Here is an 18,266-nt window from a genome sequence, read left to right as displayed (position 1 = left end):
AAAACTACATGCTGTAGTACGCCCTGGGTCGCCGAGCGGTCGTCAGGTGAACCGGAACCAGCGCAGCGCACTCAGCGCGCCCAGCGTGCCCCAGGCCGCCAGGACGATCACACCGAACCAGTCCACCGACATGGTCATCGCCTGCGACAGCGCCTCGGTCAGCGCGCCCGACGGGGTCAGCCGGGCCGCCCATTTCACCCCCGTCGGGATGATGTCGGTTTCCACGGTCAGCGCGCCCAGGCCGGCGAAGACGAACCACATCAGGTTGGCAACCGCGAGCACGATCTCGGCCCGCAGCGTCCCGCCGAGCAGCAGGCCGAGCGCCGCGAACACCACGGTGCCCAGCGCGATGACCCCCGCGCCCAACGCCAACGCGAGCAACGCGGGTCGCCAACCCAGCGCAAAACCGATGGCGCCCAACAGGATTGCCTGCAAGAACACCACCGTGACGACGGCCAGGGACTTGCCCGCGATGATGCCCCACACCGGCAGCGGGGTGGCCCCGAGCCGCTTGAGCGCGCCGTAGCGGCGGTCGAAGGCGACCGCGATCGCCTGCCCGGTGAACGCGGTCGAGATCACCGCCAGCGCCATGATGACCGGGGTGAACGTGGCGGCGCGGTGCTGGCCGAACGAGCCGAGCGGCAGCAGCGTGAGCCCGACCAGCAGCGTGATCGGGATGAACATGGTCAGCAGCAGTTGTTCGCCGTTGCGCAGCAGCAGCTTGAGCTCCAGACCGAACTGCGCGGCCAGCATCTTGGGCACCGCGCTGGGGCGCGGGTCGGGGGCGAAAGTGCCTGCGGGGAAAGGTGATTCGCTCATGGCCGCAACTTCCTGCCGGTGAGGTCGAGGAACACGTCCTCGAGGCTGCGTTGCTCGACGCGCATGTCGGTGGCCAGCACGTCGATGCGGGCACACCACGCCGTGACCGTCGCCAGCACCTGCGGGTCGACCGGGCCCTCGACGAGGTATTCGCCCGGCGTCACCTCGGTGGCCTTGTAGTCCTCGGGCAGCGCCGCGGTCAACAGGGACAGGTCGAGCCGGGGCGGCGCGCTGAACCGCAACTGGTCCTTGGCCCCGCTGCGCATGAGCTCGGTGGGCGTGCCCGAGGCCACCGTCGCCCCGCGGTCGATGATGACGATCCGGTCGGCGAGCTCCTCTGCTTCTTTGAGTTGGTGGGTCGTCAGCACCACCGTCACGCCGTCGCGGCGCAGCGCGTCGATCAGCTCCCACACCAGCAGCCGCGCGTGGGCGTCCATGCCCGCCGTGGGCTCGTCGAGGAACACCAGTTCGGGCCGGCCGACCAGCGCGCACGCCAGCGCGAGCCGTTGCTGTTGCCCGCCGGAGAGCCGGCGGTAGGTGGTGCGCGCGGCGTCGGTGAGGCCCAGGATGTCCAGCAGCCACGCCGGGTCCAGCGGATCGGCCGCGTAGGCGGCCACCAGGTCGAGCATCTCGCCGGCGCGGGCCGCCGGGTAGCCGCCGCCGCCCTGCAGCATCACGCCGATGCGCGCCCGCAGCCGCGCGTTGTCGGCCATCGGGTCCAGGCCGAGCACCTCGATGGTGCCGGCGTCCGGGCGCACGAAGCCCTCGCACATCTCGACCGTCGTGGTCTTACCGGCGCCGTTGGGCCCGAGCAGGGCCAGCACCTCGGCGGCGTGCACTTCCAGGTCGAGATCGGAGACCGCTGTGGTGGATCCGTAGTGCTTGCTCACGCCGCGCAGTCGAACGACCGTGTCAGGAACGTCGGGACTCACGAGCGCCGCTCCTCCTCATAGGCGCCGCTCATGCGGCGCACGGCTGGGTCGTCGGCGCGGCTCACGTGGAATCAGCGTAGGCGTCATGGGTCGGCGTCGGCCGCGGGGTCGGGGCAGGTTGCGCGGGCGATGACGGGTCGGCGGCCGGTCGACGGTCGGTTTCCCGGGCCTGCACCGGCAGGGGCCGCCAGGGCAACCGGGTGTAGGTCAGCGCGATGAGCAGCACCACGATGACGGTGCTGGCCAGCGTGGCGTCCACGATCTGGAACAGTGCGAACCGGTCGCCGTTGGCGGTCGGGCCGAAGATGCCGACGACGAGGCTGATGACGATCGCCGCCACCCGGAAGCCGGTGCGGGTGGCCCAGCAGGCCAGCGGGATGATCGCCCACAGCAGATACCAGGGCTGCACGACCGGGAACAGCAGCACGCAGATGCCCAGCGCGACGCCGAGGCCGCCGATCGGGTGCAACCGGCCGCGGAAGACGGCCAGCAGCAGCCACGCCACCATGACCGTGATGATCAGCACACCGATCGCACGGGTCAGTCCCAACACCGCGGTGGTGTGATCGCCCAGGCCCAGCAGGATGCCCACCTGCCCGGTGCCGAGCGCCAGCAGCGTCGGGGGCGACATCCAGCTGCGCACCACGTTCGCGGTGCCCAGCGTGTAGATCCAGCCGAAGCCCAGGCCGCTGGCCCAGCCCACGACGGCCATCACCGCCAGCGACAGGGCCGCCATGCCGCCTCCGGTCAACAGCAGGGCGCGCAGGTTTCCTCCCCGCCGGTAGGCCAGGGCCATCGTGACGAAGCCCAGCGCCAGCAGCGACGGCAGCTTCACCTGCGACGACAGCGTGATCAGGACGGCGCCGGCCACCAGCATGCCCAGCGGTTCCCAGTCGGGACCCGGCTTGAGGGAGCGCGGCAGCAGGCGCGGGGTGTCGACACCGCGCAGCGCGAATTCGGCGCCCGCCAGCATCAGGCCCAGCATCAGCGCCTCGTTGTGCACGCCGGCCACCAGATGCATGATCAGCAGCGGATTGGCCGCGCCCAGCCACAGCGCGCTGACCTCGGCGACGCCGCAGCGCCGGGCCAGCCGGGGCGTCGCCCACACGATCAGTGCGACGCCGAGCAGCTCGACGAGCCGGTGGCACAGCACGGCCGCGACGATGTTCTCCCCGGTGATCGCCGAAATGCCGCGCCCCATCCACAGAAACAGCGGGCCGTAGGGCGCGGGCGTCTCGCGCCACAGGGTCGGCACGGACAGGGTGAAGATGTGGGACAGGCCCAGCCCGGAGGCCGGGCCGACCCGGTACGGGTCGAGTCCCTCCAGGGAGATCTGGCTCTGCGCCAGATAGGAGTAGACGTCCTTGCTGTACATCGGTGGGGCGATCAGCAGCGGCAGCACCCACAGCAGCAGGGTGCGGTCCAGGTCACCGCGCGACATCCGCCGGTTGCCCAGCGCGAACCGGCCGAGCATCAGCCAGGCCAGCGCCATCATGACCGCGCCCGTGGTCGTCATCGTCAACGACACGGTCTGGATGCGCGACGGCAGGTTGAGCAGCCGCACCCCGAACGTCGGGTCCTGCACGACGGGCCGCGCCCCGGCGCCCAGCGCGCCGATCGCCATCAGCATCGTGCCGCTGGCGCCGAACAGGCGGATGCGGCGGAGCGAGGTCAGCTCGGTATCGTTCAGCGGCGTACCCACCGCCTGCTCGTCGCCGTGCAGACTCGCGATCGACGAGCTCAGCGTGTGGTGGCGGGCTGACATCTTCAGCAGCGTAGCCGTCCGGCGGTGTGACCAGCGCAACGCCAGGACAGGGGACCCTTGCTAGACCGATCGTCGGAATTGCGTCACACTGGTGTTGTGAAAATCCGAACCAGCCCCGATGGCGTCGCCGCGCCCGACGTCGGTGCTGCGAGCTCGGATCGTCACACCCGCCGCGCCATCGTGCGCCTGCTGCTGGAATCCGGAACGATCACCGCGGGCGAGATCGGTGACCGGCTGGGCCTGGCGGCCGCCGGTGTGCGCCGGCACCTCGACGCCCTGATCGAGGCGGGCGATGCCGAGGCCACGGCCCCCGCGGCATGGCAGCAGGCGGGGCGCGGGCGTCCCGCGAAGCGCTACCGGTTGACCGCCGGCGGTCGGGCCAAGCTTGACCACGCCTACGACGACCTGGCGGCGGCGGCCATGCGGCAGCTTCGCGAGATCGGCGGCGAAGAGGCGGTTCAGGCGTTCGCCCGGCAACGGATCGACGCCATCTTGACCGAGGTCACCGCGGCTGACAGCGCGGCGGACGACGACGTCGAGGCGGCCGCCGAACGGATCGCCACCGCGCTGACCAAGGCCGGCTATGTTGCCAGCACCACCCAGGTCGGCGGGCCGATTCACGGCGTGCAGATCTGCCAGCACCACTGCCCGGTCTCGCATGTCGCCGAGGAATTCCCCGAGCTGTGCGAGGCCGAACAGCAGGCGATGGCCGAGGTGCTGGGCACCCATGTCCAGCGGTTGGCGACCATCGTCAACGGCGACTGCGCCTGCACCACGCACGTCCCGCTGACGCAGAGCAAGGCTTCAAGTACGGCGCCCAGCCCGCGCCACATGACCGACACCACGAGCATCAAAGGAGCGTCTCGATGACACTCACACCCGAGGCCAGCAAGACGGCTACCGCGCCGCTGACCCAGGAAGAGGCGATCGCCTCCCTGGGGCGGTACGGCTACGGCTGGGCCGACTCCGACGTCGCGGGCGCCAGCGCCCAGCGCGGGCTGTCCGAGGCGGTGGTCCGCGACATCTCCGAGAAGAAGAGCGAGCCCGAGTGGATGCTGCAGGCCCGGCTCAAGGCGCTGCGCATCTTCGAGCGCAAGCCGATGCCGACGTGGGGCTCGAACCTGGAGGGCATCGACTTCGAGAACATCAAGTACTTCGTGCGCTCCACCGAAAAGCAGGCGGCGACCTGGGATGACCTGCCCGAGGACATCCGCAACACCTACGACCGGCTGGGCATCCCCGAGGCGGAGAAGCAGCGCCTGGTCGGTGGCGTGGCGGCGCAGTACGAGTCCGAGGTGGTCTACCACCAGATCCGCGAGGACCTCGAGGCCCAGGGCGTCATCTTCGTCGACACCGACACCGGCCTGCGCGAGCACCCCGAGATCTTCCAGGAGTACTTCGGCACCGTGATCCCGGCCGGGGACAACAAGTTCTCCGCGCTCAACACCGCGGTGTGGAGCGGCGGCTCGTTCATCTACGTCCCACCGGGCGTGCACGTCGACATCCCGCTGCAGGCCTACTTCCGGATCAACACCGAGAACATGGGCCAGTTCGAGCGGACGCTGATCATCGCCGACGAGGGTTCGTACGTGCACTACGTCGAGGGCTGCACCGCGCCGATCTACAAATCGGACTCGCTGCACTCGGCCGTCGTCGAGATCATCGTGAAACCCAATGCGCGCGTTCGCTACACGACGATTCAGAACTGGTCGAACAACGTCTACAACCTGGTCACCAAGCGCGCCCGCGCCGAGGCCGGCGCGACGATGGAGTGGGTCGACGGCAACATCGGATCCAAGGTCACCATGAAGTACCCGGCGGTCTGGATGACCGGCGAGTACGCCAAGGGCGAGGTGCTCTCGGTGGCCTTCGCCGGCGAAGACCAGCACCAGGACACCGGCGCCAAGATGCTGCACCTGGCGCCCAACACGTCGAGCAACATCGTGTCCAAGTCGGTGGCGCGCGGCGGGGGCCGCGCCTCGTATCGCGGCCTGGTGCAGGTGAACAAGGGCGCCCACGGATCACGCTCCAGCGTGAAATGCGATGCGCTGCTGGTCGATACGATCAGCCGCAGCGACACCTATCCGTATGTCGACATCCGCGAGGACGACGTCACGATGGGGCACGAGGCCACCGTGTCCAAGGTCAGCGAGGACCAGCTCTTCTACCTGATGAGCCGCGGCCTGACCGAGGACGAGGCGATGGCGATGGTGGTGCGCGGCTTCGTCGAGCCGATCGCCAAAGAGCTGCCGATGGAGTACGCGCTGGAGCTCAACCGCCTGATCGAGCTCCAGATGGAAGGCGCGGTCGGCTAGTGACGAATCTGACCGAAGCGGTCGAGGGGTCGTCGCTTACCGCGCTGAACAAGGGGGAGCTGTTCTCCTCCTTCGACGTGGACGCGTTCGAGGTCCCGCACGGCCGCGACGAAATCTGGCGCTTCACCCCGTTGCGCCGGCTGCGCGGCCTGCACGACGGTTCGGCGCATGCCACCGGCAAGGCGCAGATCACCGTCACCGAACAGCCGGGTGTGCGCACCGAAGTCGTCCGCCGGGGCGACGAGCGGCTGGGCCAGGGCGGCGTTCCCGCCGATCGCGTTGCGGCTCAGGCTTTCTCGTCGTTCAACTCCGCGACGGTGGTGACCGTGGCGCGTGACACCGAGGTCGCCAAGCCCATCGAGATCGTAGTGGACGGGCCGGGCGAGGGCGCGGTCGCCTACGGGCATCTGCAGATCCGCGTCGAGGAACTCGCGCGGGCCATCGTGGTCGTCGACCTGCGCGGCAGCGGAACGTACGCCGACAACGTCGAGATCATTGTTTCAGACTCGGCGGCGCTCGGGGTGATCTGGATCGCCGACTGGGCGGACGACATGGTCAACGTCAGCGCGCATCACGCACGGCTGGGCAAGGATTCGGTGCTCGGCCACGTCAACGTGACGCTCGGGGGAGACCTGGTGCGCACCTCGACGACGGTGCGGTTCACCGCCGCCGGCGGCGACGCTCAACTGCTCGGCACCTACTTCGCCGATGACGGCCAGCACATCGAATCCCGGCTGCTCGTCGACCACGCTCACCCCAATTGCCGCTCGGACGTGCTGTACAAGGGTGCGCTGCAAGCGGATCCGGAATCCGACCGTCCGGACGCACACGCCGTCTGGGTCGGCGACGTGCTGATCCGCGCCGAGGCGACCGGCACCGACACCTTCGAAACCAACCGCAATCTGATCCTCACCGACGGTGCCCGCGCCGATTCGGTGCCCAACCTCGAGATCGAGACCGGTGAGATCGTCGGCGCCGGACACGCGAGTGCCACAGGGCGATTCGACGACGAGCAGGTGTTCTACCTACGGGCCCGCGGCATCCCCGAAGACCAGGCCCGCCGATTGATCGTGCGCGGCTTCTTCGCCGAGATCATCCAGAAGATCGCCGTGCCCGCCGTGCGCGAGCGTCTGACCGAGGCCATCGAACACGAGCTTGAGCTGACCGAAGGAAACAAGAACTGATGACCACGCTCGAAATCAAGGACTTACACGTCAGCGTCGCGCGCACCAACGAGGCCGACGCCATCGGAATCCTCAAGGGCGTCGACCTCACGGTGTCCTCGGGGGAGACGCACGCGCTGATGGGTCCCAACGGATCCGGCAAGTCCACCCTGTCCTACGCCATCGCCGGGCACCCGAAGTACGAGGTGACGTCCGGATCGATCACGCTGGACGGCCAGGACGTGCTGGCGATGAGCGTCGACGAACGCGCCCGGGCCGGCCTGTTCCTCGCGATGCAGTACCCGATCGAGGTCACCGGGGTGTCCATGTCGAACTTCCTGCGCTCGGCCGCCACCGCCGTGCGCGGTGAGGCGCCGAAGCTGCGGCACTGGGTCAAGGAAGTCAAGGCCGCGATGGACGACCTGGGAATCGACCCGGCGTTCTCCGAACGCAGTGTGAACGAAGGCTTTTCCGGCGGTGAGAAGAAGCGCCACGAGATTCTTCAGCTGTCGCTGCTCAAGCCCAAGATCGCCATCCTGGACGAGACCGACTCCGGCCTGGACGTCGACGCGCTGCGGGTGGTCAGTGAGGGTGTGAATCGCTACGCCGAAGCCGAGCATGGCGGCGTCCTGCTGATCACGCACTACACCCGCATCCTGCGCTACATCCAGCCGCAGTTCGTCCACGTGTTCGTCGGCGGGCGCATCGTCGAAGCCGGCGGACCGGAATTGGCCGACCAGCTCGAGGAGCACGGCTACGAGCGCTTCGTGCAGGCGGCGTCTGCGAAGGCCTGACATGACTCGGCGTGATGCAGCGGATTCCGCTCTCGATCTCGCGGCGATTCGTGCCGACTTCCCGATCCTCAAGCGCGTCATGCGCGGCGGAAATCAGTTGGCGTATCTGGACTCCGGGGCGACGGCCCAGCGGCCGCTGCAGGTGCTCGACGCCGAGCGCGAGTTTCTGCTGACGTCCAACGGGGGCGTGCATCGTGGTGCGCACCAGCTGATGGAGGAGGCCACCGACGCCTACGAGCAGGGCCGCGCCGACATCGCGGCGTTCGTCGGCGCCGACGCGCAGGAGCTGATCTTCACCAAGAACGCCACCGAGGCGCTCAACCTGGTCTCCTATGTGCTGGGCGACAACCGGTTCGAGCGTGCCGTCGGCCCCGGCGACGTCATCGTCACCACCGAGCTCGAGCACCACGCCAACCTGGTCCCCTGGCAGGAGCTGGCCCGCCGCACCGGTGCCACGCTGCGCTGGTACGGCGTCACCGACGAGGGGCGCATCGACCTGGACTCGCTGGAGCTCGACGAGCGGGTCAAAGTCGTTGCCTTCAGCCACCATTCCAATGTCACCGGCGCGCTCGCGCCGGTGGGCGAACTGGTCTCCCGCGCCAAAGCCGTCGGCGCGCTCACCGTGCTGGACTCCTGCCAGTCGGTGCCGCACCGCCCGGTCGACTTCCACGCGCTCGACGTCGACTTCGCCGCCTTCTCCGGCCATAAAATGCTGGGTCCCAACGGGATGGGCGTGCTGTACGGACGCGGGGAGTTGTTGTCGGCGATGCCGCCATTCCTCACCGGCGGCTCCATGATCGAGAACGTCGCCATGGACGCCTCCACCTACGCCGCGCCCCCGCAGCGTTTCGAGGCCGGCACCCCGATGACGTCCCAGGTGGTCGGGCTGGCCGCGGCCGCCCGCTATCTCGACGGCATCGGCATGGACGCCGTCGAGGCGCACGAACGCGGGCTGGTCGCCGCCGCCCTCGAGGGCCTGTCCGGGATCGAGGGCGTGCGGATCATAGGGCCCACCGCACTGGAAAACCGCGGCTCTCCGGTGTCATTCGTCGTCGACGGCGTGCACGCGCACGACGTCGGGCAGGTCCTCGACGACGACGGCGTCGCGGTGCGCGTGGGGCACCACTGCGCGCTGCCGCTGCATCGCCGGTTCGGGCTGGCGGCCACGGCCCGGGCGTCCTTCGCGGTGTACAACACCGCCGAGGAGGTCGAGCGGTTGGTCGCGGGCGTGCGCCGCGCGCTGGATTTCTTCGTCGGCGATCGCAAGCGCGGCGAAGCCGGGAGCAGCGGGTCGTCGCCATGGGTTGGGAGACAATGACCTTGCGCCTCGAACAGATGTATCAGGACGTGATCCTTGATCACTACAAGCACCCGCAGCACCGCGGGCTGCGGGAGCCGTTCGGCGCCGAGGTGTTCCACGTCAACCCGGTCTGCGGTGACGAGGTCACCCTGCGCGTCGCGCTGTCCGACGACGGCGAAACCGTCGCCGACGTGTCGTACGACGGGCAGGGCTGCTCGATCAGCCAGGCGGCCACCTCGGTCCTCACCCAGCAGGTGATCGGTCAAAGTGTCGGCGATGCCCTCAAGACCATCACCGCGTTCACCGAGATGGTGTCCTCCCGCGGCACCATCGAGGGCGACGAGGACGTGCTCGGCGACGGGGTCGCGTTCGCCGGGGTGGCCAAATACCCCGCCAGGGTGAAATGCGCGCTGCTGGGGTGGATGGCGTGCAAAGACGCGCTGGCACAGGCTTACTCACGACAAGAACCAGCCCTCGAGGAGGTTACAGATGAGCGAGACCACCACACCGCATGACGAGTTGCTCGCCGATGTCGAGGAAGCGATGCATGACGTCGTCGACCCCGAACTCGGCATCAACGTCATGGATTTGGGCCTGGTGTACGGCTTGGAGGTCGAGCACGGCGAGATGGGCCCGGTGGCGTTGATCGACATGACGCTCACCTCGGCGGCGTGCCCGTTGCAGGACGTCATCGAGGACCAGTCGCGCAGCGCGCTCGTCGGCGCCGGCTTGGTCGACGAGCTGAAGATCAACTGGGTGTGGAACCCGCCATGGGGCCCGGACAAGATCACCGACGACGGGCGCGAGCAACTGCGCGCCCTTGGCTTCACGGTCTAGAACCGGCCCTTTCGCACGCCGCGCCGACGCGCGGCTCCCGCCACGGGTTGTGGAGGGGACGCTCGATCATCCGTCGCGGTTCGCGGCCGCAGTTGTGGACGACGCCACGAAATGCGTTGCGCCGCGGCGCGCCCGGGCTCGTGAGCAGAATTACGTACTGTCCGTAGCCTTTGGATTCAACGTGTCGCGGGTGGATGAAGCGCCGCGACGCCATCGCAACAAAGAGGAGGATGTCTGGCCGCTGCGGCGTCGGTCTGGCGGCCGCCCCCGGGAATCAACTCGACCGCTGTTGCGTTCGGCTAGCCGTGGCGCACGCGAAGAGATGTCTTAATATCAGCCGGTCGAGCATTCCTGATCGGGGGGCACGGTGTTAACGCTTCTCAAGCGGGCATGGGTTCCGCTGGTCGTGGCTGTGGCGCTGGTCATCGGTGGCGTCGCAGTGATCCGACTCAACGGCGTTTTCCCAGGACCCGGGCTGCCCAAGCCCGATCCCCGGGACGCGACCCCGCCGTATGCGGCCAAGACCGCCATCTACGAAATCCTGGGACCGCCCGGGACGACCGGCGTCGTCAACTGGATGGATGCGGAGTCACTGCCGCAGAAGGCCAACTTCACCACCTTGCCGTGGTCGAAGACGATCGTCGCCGAGATGCCCGGCATCTTCGCCTACGTCGTCGCCCAAGGTGACAGTCCCTTCATCGGCTGCCGCATCACCGTCGACGGCAAGTTGGTCGATCAACAACAGGCCACCAACCGGAACGCGCAGGTTTCCTGCTTGGACAAGTCCGCGTGAGCAGCGATAGCAGCGACGCTGACGACACGGCCGAAATCCCCGTCGTGCAGCGCACCGAGGTTGACCGGAAACCGCGGATCGCCCGCACCATGCGTGTCCTGGCGCTGCCGATCATCGTGGTCTGGCTGCTGATCGCGATCGGCGTCAACGTCTTCGTCCCACAGCTGGAAAAGGTTGCCGAGGAAGTCTCGGTGCCGCTCTCGCCATCCGACGCGCCCTCGGTGACCGGGATGAAGCACATCGGGGAGAAATTCAAGGAGTACGACTCCGACAACCTTGTCCTGGTGACCCTGGTCGGTGACAAACCCCTCGGCGAGGATGCTCACCGGTTTTACGACGATCTGGTCAAGAAGCTGCAGCAGGACCACGAACACGTCGAGCATGCGCTGAATTTCTGGGGACAGCGATTCACGTCTTCCGGTGTCGAGAGCTACGACCACAAGGCCGCCTATGTTCAGGTCAACCTGCGGGGTGACCAAGGCGGGGCCGTCGGCGACAAATCGGTTGCGGCGGTTCGCAAAATCGTCGCGGACTCGAAACCGCCGGCCGGGGTGAAGGCCTACGTCGCCGGTCAGGGAGCCCTGACCGCCGACACGATCGTCGTCGGCGACGCGAGCCTGGCCAAGATGACGATCATCACCATCATCATCATCGCGATCATGCTGATGTTCGTCTATCGATCCATCGGCACGGTGTTGCTGACGATGGTCATCCTGTTCGTCGGACTGGCCACCGGTCGCGGCGTCGTTGCGCTGCTGGGCGAAACCGGCATCATGGGGCTGTCGACCTTCGCCGTCAACTTGTTGACGGCACTGGCCATCGCCGCCGGCACCGACTACGCCATATTCATGGTCGGCCGCTACCAGGAGGGCCGCGAACGGGGGCTGGATCGCGAAGCCGCCTATTACGACACGTTCGCCGGTGTCACCAAGGTGGTGCTGGGCTCGGGTTTGACGATTGTCGGGGCGCTGGCCTGTCTGAAATTCACCCGGCTGCCGTACTTCAGTTCGCTGGCGTTTCCGTGTGCGGTCGGTCTGCTGGTGGTGGTGGCCGCGGGCGTCACGCTGACGCCCGCGCTGATCGCCTTCGCAAGCGGCTTCGGCCTTTTCGACCCGAAGCGCGAGTTCAACTACACGCGGTGGCGCCGCTTGGCGACGGCCATCGTGCGGTGGCCGGCGCCCATCCTCGCTACGTCGGTCATCCTGGCGATCGTCGGCGCAATTGGCTTGATGGGCTTCACTCCTCGTTACAACGACCTGTACTACTTGCCGCCGAGCGCTTCGTCGGTGCAGGCGTACACCGCGGCCGATCAACACTTCACCCAGGCCCGGTTGAACCCGGACCTTCTGATGATCGAATCGGACCACGATCTGCGCAATCCGAGGGACATGCTGGTCCTGGACAAGATCGCCGGTGCCATTTTCCGGGTGCCGGGCATCGAACGTGTGCAGAGCATCACCAGGCCTCTGGGCCCGCCGATTCAAGACGGATCGATTCCGTTCCAGCTCAGTGTGCAAAGCGCGCCGATCCGCAGCAACCTGAACTACCTGAAGGATCGCGTCGCCGACATCAAGAAGATCACCGGTTTCCTCGACACCCAGATCGCGCTGTTGGAGCGTCAGTACGCGGTCACACAGAAGCTCGCGAACGCCGCCGACGACAGCTCGAAAACCACGGGGGAGACGGCGGCCATCACGGACGAAATCCGGGATCACATCGCGGATTTCGACGACTTCTGGAGACCGATTCGCAGCTACTTCTACTGGGAGAAGCACTGCTACGACATCCCGATCTGCTGGTCGCTACGGAGCCTGTTCGACGCGCTGGACGGGTTCGATCTGCTGGCCGAAAAGTTCCACGCCCTCACGAGCGACCTCACCAACACGGCCAAGGCCACGCGCGAACTGCTGGCGATCATCCCCGAGAACATCGCCGTCTCGAAGTCGATCCGGGATACGACGCTGACCATCTACAGCTCGTTCGACAGCCTGATCGATCAGTTCGACCGGTTGACCGACACGAACGCCGTGATGGGCAAGTCCTTCAACGACGCCCAGGTGGAGAGCCTGTTCTACCTGCCACCCGAGATCTTCCAGAACTCGGACTTCCAGCTGGGGTTGAGCCTGATGGTGTCGCCGGACGGCAAGGCCGCGCGCTTCATCATCACTCACTCCGTGGATCCGGCGACGTCGAAGGGAATCGCGTCCGTCGATCAGGAGCGCCAAGCGGCCAAGGAGGCGCTGAAACTCACCTCGCTGGAGAACGCGGACATCTACCTCGGCGGCACGGCCGCAACGTTTTACGACATCGCCAACGGCGCCAAGTACGACCTGATGATCGCCGGGGTGGCCTCGATCGTGCTCATCTTCATCATCATGGTGATCGTGACCCGCGCGCTGGTCGCGGCGGGCGTCATCGTCGGCACCATCGTGATGTCGCTAGGGGCCGCCTTCGGGTTCTCGACACTGATCTGGCAGCACCTTGGTGATTTCCAGTTGCACTGGGTGGCAACCGAATTCGCGTTGATCGTGCTCCTGGCGGTGGGGTCCGACTACAACCTGATGCTGGTGTCCCGCATCGAGGAGGAGATCGGAGCGGGGCTGAAAACGGGACTCATCCGCGGCATGGGTGTGACCGGGCCGGTGGTGACGGCCGCCGGCGTGGTGTTCGCCGTCACCATGGGCACGATGATCACCAGCGATCTCCGGGCGATCGGCCAATTCGGCACGACGATCGGCATCGGCCTGTTGTTCGACACGTTCGTCGTCCGATCGCTCATCACGCCGTCGATCATGACGGTGATGGGACGCTGGTTCTGGTGGCCGAAGCGGGTACGGGTCCGCCCGGCCAGTCAGATGCTCCGGTCGGTCGGACCCCGCCCGCTTGTTCGTGCACTGCTGTACCACCCGCAACGCGGGGTGCCGTCGGATGCGCAGACATAGCAGCCGGCGGGACAATCGGTCTACGTTTCGCGATGCGCCGCCATGGCGGCTTCGCGCTGAGCCTTCTCTTTGACGTGGGTCGAGCAGCAATGCACGATCTCGCAATGGTAGCGGTCACTGCACTCGTGCGAACAATAGACCGATGCGGCCGGGAGCCACTCCGGATCGGATAGGTCACGCCGCCGGGCATCCGGGTCGAACGTGTGGCCGCAATGCACGCAGGTCTTGGTCTTGACCATACTGGTCAGAATACGCGCGGCTGCCCTGAATCGGTGCTGGTTTCTTATCGCTAGCGGACAATTTCCGTTGCGCAAAACAGGAGGCGTGCAATTCAAAGTCACTTTATTTCGCTAACGAATTAACTGCCGCCCAAAACCAACTCGGTCGTTTTCGATTCCCGCCGTCACGGCAGATCAGCGAACCGGACGGGTCAAACGGTCGACGCTGCCGGTGCAGCTCAACAATGACTCTGTCTATTCCGACCAGTTCAACGGCTGAACGGCCGGCGACCCGCTGCGCCCGGCTCCGCGCCGCAGGCTAAAGGTGGAACGGCAGGTGGGGCAGATGCAGGTGGTGGTGGTGCGGGTGGCCCATGGGCGGGCACGTCTCCAAGCTGATCATCGCCGCGTGCAGCACACCGCCGTCTTGAGTTCCGTTAGCGCCCAGGCATTTACCGTTGGTGATCGCCTGGGCGTCCGACGGTGTCTGCCGTTGATATGAGGTCGATTCGGTGACGGTCACGGTGGTGGGCGCGCCCGGGCCGCCGGGGCCCAGCCCGGTGACGGTGATGGTGTTGCCCGACACCGACGCAACCGTCCCGTAGAACCCGGCCGGCGGCGGGCACTTGCCGTCCGCGGACGCGGTGACCGTCACCGCTTGCGCGGTGACCGCCCCGGGGGTCGGCGCGCTCTGCGGGGTGGCGCGGACGTTCACGCAGCTGCCGGGGGTCACGTCGGCCAGCTTGGCCGGGGTGACCTGGACAACCCTCGTCTCGGGCGTGTAATCCACACTCGCGGAGCCGGTTCGCGTCCGCAGCGCGATCGTGCCAGCCGACACCGACTGGACCATGCCCTCGACGTAATCCTTGCCGACCGGCGGCGGCGGGGGCGGCGCCGGCGGTGGCACCGCGCTCGGTGCGGCGCTGGGCGGGACGGCCGTGACGGCGGGCGGCGCGTTACTGCTCGACGTGTCGCGCGGGGAGTCGCACATGGCCACGCACAACGCGATGAAAACGATCACCGCGGCGATCGCGATGTGCGTCGGCCGGGGTTTCAACGAAGCGGCACGCACAGACTCTTCTCCATCACATGTTCGCCCTCGTGGCCAATCACCCCCGGCGGGCGCGGTTTTCGCTCGCGCCCGCCGGCGGTGACGGCAATCTCAGCTGGCTCGAGCCTGGGTCATCCACCCTGGCCGGGCTGCTTGGGCTTGCCGCATTTGCCGTCGACGGCCTGTCGTAGCTTGATGCTCGTCGCCTGCAGCGCGCCGCCGCTGTCCGTGGTTCCGCGCGCGGACAGGCACTTGCCCGGCGCGATCGCTTCGGTGTTCGCGCTGGTCTGCTTGGTGTATTTGGTCTTGTCGTCGACCGTGACCGTCGTCTGCGTGGTGTTTCCGCTGGCATCCGTGCCGGTCAGGTTGATGGTGTTGCCCGAAACCGACGCAACCGAACCCCGCACCCAGGCCGGCTTGGCGGGGGCCGGCGACGGCGAGCCGGACGGCGGTGTGCTGCTGGCCCCGCCGGGGGTGGACTCGTGCGGTTTGGGGCAGGTGCCGTTGACGGACTCGCTGATCTTGACCTTCGCGGCCGTCACCGGCTGCCCGGGCGCCGATCCCTCGGTGGGCTTCACGCTGAGGCAGCTGCCCTGGGTCACGTCGGGCAGGCCGGCCGGAACGGCCTCGGTGATCTTGGTGGTCGAGGTGAAGTTCACCGCGGCGGTCGCGTTGTCTTCCTTGGTGACCTGGATGGAGTTGCCGGCCACCGACGCGATAAGGCCGCTGACCTTAGCTTCGGCGTTCGGGGTGGACGAGGGGGCCGCCGAGGTCACGGTGGACGTCGACGTCGAGGTCGAGGTGGAGGTGGAGCTGGATTTGTTCGACGAGCCGCAGGCGGACAGGGACAGGGCGGTGGCCCCCGCGACCGCGAATACCGCGAAGCGCGTGAGCCGGGGCACGGCACAGCTGGCAGACATCAACGTTTCTCCATTCGTCGGTGAGAGCGAACGTCATGGTTTACCCATTTGAGCTGTGCGTAACCTGTGACCGTCAGAAGGCCTCTTCGGGCACCCTCATGATCTCGTCGTCGATGGCCTCGATGACCGTGCGCAGGGAGGTCAGCTTCGGCAACATGTTCTTGGCGAAGAACGTCGCGGTCGCGACCTTGCCCTGATAGAACGGTTCGTCAGCGCCCGCCGCGCCGTCGGTCAGCGCGCGGTGTGCGACGCCGGCCTGCACCAGCAATCGCCAGCCGATCAGCAGATCGCCCACGGCGAGTAGAAACCGCACCGACGCCAGCCCCACCTTGTAGATATCGGTGGGCTGTTGGGCGGCGGACATCAGATACCCGGTCAGTGCGCCCGTCATCGCCGTCACGTCGTCGTACGCGGTCTGCAGGAGTTGGGCGACCGGCTTGAGGGCCTCGTCGCAGTCGTCGATGGTCGCGGTGATCTGAGTCGTCAGGAACTGCAGGGCCTGGCCGCGATCGCGCACGATCTTGCGGAAGAAGAAGTCGAGCGCCTGGATGGCGGTGGTGCCCTCGTAGAGCGAGTCGATCTTGGAATCGCGGATGTACTGCTCGAGCGGGTAGTCGGCCAAAAAGCCGGAACCGCCCAGTGTCTGCAGCGATTCGGTCAGCACCTCGTAGGCCCGCTCCGAGCTCACGCCCTTGACGATGGGCAGCAGCAGATCGTCGATCCGGTGCGCCATGTCGTGATCGGCGCCCGAAACACGTTGGGCCACTGCGTCATCCTGGTGTGCGGCGGCGTACATGTAGAGCGCCCGCAGGCCCTCGGCGTAGGCCTTCTGGGTCATCAGGCTGCGGCGCACGTCGGGGTGGTGGATGATCGTGACCCGCGGCGCGGTCTTGTCGGACATTTGCGTCAGGTCCGCACCTTGCACCCGCTCCTTGGCGAAAGCCAGCGCGTTCAGATAACCGGTGGACAGTGTGCCGGCGGCCTTGACGCCAATCGTCATGCGCGCGTGCTCGATCACGGTGAACATCTGCGCGATACCCCGGTGCACGTCGCCGACCAAGTAGCCGACGGCGGGCACATCGGTTGCGCCAAAGGTCAATTCGCACGTGGGTGAGGACTTGATGCCCATCTTGTGTTCCAGGCCGGTGACGAAAACCCCGTTGCGCGAACCGAGTTCGAATGTGTCCGGGTCGAACAGATAGTTGGGCACATAGAACAGGCTCAGGCCTTTTGTGCCCGGACCCGCGCCCTCGGGGCGGGCCAGCACCAGGTGGAAGATGTTCTCGGCGGTGTCGCCCACGTCGCCGCCGGAGATGAAGCGCTTGACGCCCTCGATGTGCCAGGTGCCGTCGGGCTGTTCGAAGGCCTTGGCGCGTCCGGCGCCGACGTCAGAACCCGCGTCGGGTTCGGTGAGCACCATGGTGGCCGCCCAGCCGCGCTCGACGCCCTCGGCGGCCCAGTGCCGCTGCTGCTCGTTGCCCTCGATGTACAGGGCCTGGGCCATCAACGGGCCGAGGCAGAAGAAGTTCGCCGACGGGTTGGCGCAGATGATCATCTCGTTGACCCCCCACGCCAGCGGCGGGGGTGCGGCCATGCCGCCGATCTCCTCGGCCAGCATCAGCCGCCACCAGCCGGCCTCCTTGATCGCCTGCACCGTCTTGGCCAGCTCGTCGGGCACGCTGATGGTGTGCTCGGCCGGGTCGAACTCCGGCGGGTTGCGGTCGGCGAAGGCGAAGGATTCGGCGACCGGGCCCTCGGCGAGGCGGGCGGCCTCGGCCAATATCGTGCGGACCGTCTCCTCGTCGAGTTCGCTGTAGCCCCCGGTGCCCAGGACGGCGCCGATATCGAGGACCTCGAAGAGGTTGAACTCGAGATCACGGACGTTTGCGATGTAGTGGCCCAACGCGATTCCCTCGCTGGTTCATTGAGGCGGCGGATGGTCAGGCCCAGTCTGTCGGACGCGGGAAAACGTACGCAACCGTAACCAGCGCCGGGCGCGGCGCCGGCGGAGCGGGAACACCGTGTCGGCGCCGGGCGTTACCGCAAATGTGACAACACTCGATCTCACCGCTGAGAAGTTCAACGAAACCATCGAGGGCAACGACATCGTGCTCGTCGACTTCTGGGCGTCCTGGTGTGGTCCTTGCCGCCAGTTCGGCCCCACGTTCCAGGCCTCCTCGGAGAAACACCCCGACATCGTGCACGCCAAGGTCGACACCGAGGCCGAACAGCAGCTGGCCGCGGCCGCCCAGATCCGGTCCATCCCCACGCTGATGGCCTTCAAGAAGGGCAAACTGCTGTTCAACCAGCCGGGTGCGCTGCCTCCCGCCGCGCTGGAGGACCTGGTTCAGCAGGTCCGGGCGTTCGACGTCGACGCCGCCGAAGCCGGCCCGGCCGAGTAAGCGCGACACCGCGCC

At 67.2% G+C, this 18,266-nt stretch carries 17 protein-coding genes; 10 read left to right on the top strand and 7 right to left on the bottom strand.

Annotation, left to right across the window (positions count from 1 at the left end):
• Positions 1 to 42: 42 nt before the first annotated feature.
• From OCU_RS40340 to mptB, 3 genes are all read right to left on the bottom strand, one after another.
• Complete coding sequence (locus OCU_RS40340; protein WP_014380452.1) at positions 43 to 819, bottom strand: ABC transporter permease; 777 nt, start codon at positions 817 to 819, stop codon at positions 43 to 45.
• Positions 816 to 1,751 (bottom strand): ABC transporter ATP-binding protein, encoded by a 936-nt coding sequence (locus tag OCU_RS40335; protein ID WP_014380451.1) that lies wholly within the window; start codon positions 1,749 to 1,751, stop codon positions 816 to 818. Before OCU_RS40335 ends, OCU_RS40340 begins: the two co-directional genes overlap by 4 nt.
• A gap of 61 nt (positions 1,752 to 1,812) precedes the next feature.
• On the bottom strand, positions 1,813 to 3,516 hold the full coding sequence (mptB, locus tag OCU_RS40330) for a polyprenol phosphomannose-dependent alpha 1,6 mannosyltransferase MptB (RefSeq protein WP_014385239.1): 1,704 nt from the start codon (positions 3,514 to 3,516) through the stop codon (positions 1,813 to 1,815).
• Between the two features lie 96 nt (positions 3,517 to 3,612).
• Here mptB and OCU_RS40325 point away from each other — a divergent pair, with 96 nt between their 5' ends.
• The 9 genes from OCU_RS40325 (at position 3,613) to OCU_RS40285 (ending at position 13,660) form a co-directional block, all read left to right on the top strand.
• The gene (locus OCU_RS40325) at positions 3,613 to 4,386 is read left to right on the top strand and encodes a helix-turn-helix transcriptional regulator (protein WP_009955755.1); all 774 of its coding nucleotides are present in this window, start codon (positions 3,613 to 3,615) and stop codon (positions 4,384 to 4,386) included.
• A complete protein-coding gene (gene sufB, locus OCU_RS40320; RefSeq protein ID WP_009955754.1) occupies positions 4,383 to 5,831 on the top strand; it encodes a Fe-S cluster assembly protein SufB in 1,449 nt (482 codons plus the stop codon). The genes OCU_RS40325 and sufB overlap by 4 nt, the downstream gene beginning before the upstream one ends.
• A complete protein-coding gene (gene sufD, locus OCU_RS40315; protein ID WP_009955753.1) occupies positions 5,831 to 7,015 on the top strand; it encodes a Fe-S cluster assembly protein SufD in 1,185 nt (394 codons plus the stop codon). Before sufB ends, sufD begins: the two co-directional genes overlap by 1 nt.
• A complete protein-coding gene (sufC, locus tag OCU_RS40310) occupies positions 7,015 to 7,788 on the top strand; it encodes a Fe-S cluster assembly ATPase SufC (RefSeq protein WP_009955752.1) in 774 nt (257 codons plus the stop codon). Before sufD ends, sufC begins: the two co-directional genes overlap by 1 nt.
• A gap of 1 nt (position 7,789) precedes the next feature.
• The gene (locus tag OCU_RS40305; RefSeq protein ID WP_009955751.1) at positions 7,790 to 9,106 is read left to right on the top strand and encodes a cysteine desulfurase; all 1,317 of its coding nucleotides are present in this window, start codon (positions 7,790 to 7,792) and stop codon (positions 9,104 to 9,106) included.
• Positions 9,103 to 9,603 (top strand): Fe-S cluster assembly sulfur transfer protein SufU, encoded by a 501-nt coding sequence (gene sufU, locus OCU_RS40300; RefSeq protein ID WP_009955750.1) that lies wholly within the window; start codon positions 9,103 to 9,105, stop codon positions 9,601 to 9,603. The genes OCU_RS40305 and sufU overlap by 4 nt, the downstream gene beginning before the upstream one ends.
• Positions 9,578 to 9,925, top strand: coding sequence for a metal-sulfur cluster assembly factor (locus OCU_RS40295; RefSeq protein ID WP_008258091.1), 348 nt, complete (start codon positions 9,578 to 9,580; stop codon positions 9,923 to 9,925). The genes sufU and OCU_RS40295 overlap by 26 nt, the downstream gene beginning before the upstream one ends.
• A 367-nt stretch (positions 9,926 to 10,292) precedes the next feature.
• Positions 10,293 to 10,718, top strand: coding sequence for an MmpS family transport accessory protein (locus OCU_RS40290; protein ID WP_008258012.1), 426 nt, complete (start codon positions 10,293 to 10,295; stop codon positions 10,716 to 10,718).
• Positions 10,715 to 13,660 (top strand): MMPL/RND family transporter, encoded by a 2,946-nt coding sequence (locus OCU_RS40285; RefSeq protein ID WP_009955747.1) that lies wholly within the window; start codon positions 10,715 to 10,717, stop codon positions 13,658 to 13,660. The genes OCU_RS40290 and OCU_RS40285 overlap by 4 nt, the downstream gene beginning before the upstream one ends.
• A 20-nt stretch (positions 13,661 to 13,680) precedes the next feature.
• Here the strand turns inward: OCU_RS40285 and OCU_RS40280 are convergent, their stop codons facing one another.
• From OCU_RS40280 to OCU_RS40260, 4 genes are all read right to left on the bottom strand, one after another.
• On the bottom strand, positions 13,681 to 13,899 hold the full coding sequence (locus tag OCU_RS40280; RefSeq protein WP_009955746.1) for a hypothetical protein: 219 nt from the start codon (positions 13,897 to 13,899) through the stop codon (positions 13,681 to 13,683).
• A 298-nt stretch (positions 13,900 to 14,197) separates the two neighbouring features.
• Positions 14,198 to 14,935, bottom strand: coding sequence for a DUF5666 domain-containing protein (locus OCU_RS40275; protein ID WP_014380449.1), 738 nt, complete (start codon positions 14,933 to 14,935; stop codon positions 14,198 to 14,200).
• Between the two features lie 125 nt (positions 14,936 to 15,060).
• Positions 15,061 to 15,849, bottom strand: a complete 789-nt coding sequence (locus OCU_RS40270; protein ID WP_026071332.1) for a DUF5666 domain-containing protein — start codon at positions 15,847 to 15,849, stop codon at positions 15,061 to 15,063.
• Positions 15,850 to 15,922: 73 nt separating this feature from the next.
• Positions 15,923 to 17,752, bottom strand: coding sequence for an acyl-CoA dehydrogenase (locus tag OCU_RS40260; protein WP_009953260.1), 1,830 nt, complete (start codon positions 17,750 to 17,752; stop codon positions 15,923 to 15,925).
• A gap of 145 nt (positions 17,753 to 17,897) precedes the next feature.
• Between OCU_RS40260 and trxA the strand changes: the two genes are divergently transcribed.
• Positions 17,898 to 18,251, top strand: coding sequence for a thioredoxin (trxA, locus tag OCU_RS40255; protein WP_009953261.1), 354 nt, complete (start codon positions 17,898 to 17,900; stop codon positions 18,249 to 18,251).
• Positions 18,252 to 18,266 lie beyond the last annotated feature (15 nt).

It is taken from the genome of Mycobacterium intracellulare ATCC 13950, assembly GCF_000277125.1.
In the GTDB taxonomy this organism is placed as follows: Bacteria; Actinomycetota; Actinomycetes; order Mycobacteriales; family Mycobacteriaceae; genus Mycobacterium; species Mycobacterium intracellulare.
The sequence above is the reverse complement of the archived record's forward strand: the minus strand, read 5'-3'. Positions and strand labels throughout refer to the sequence as shown.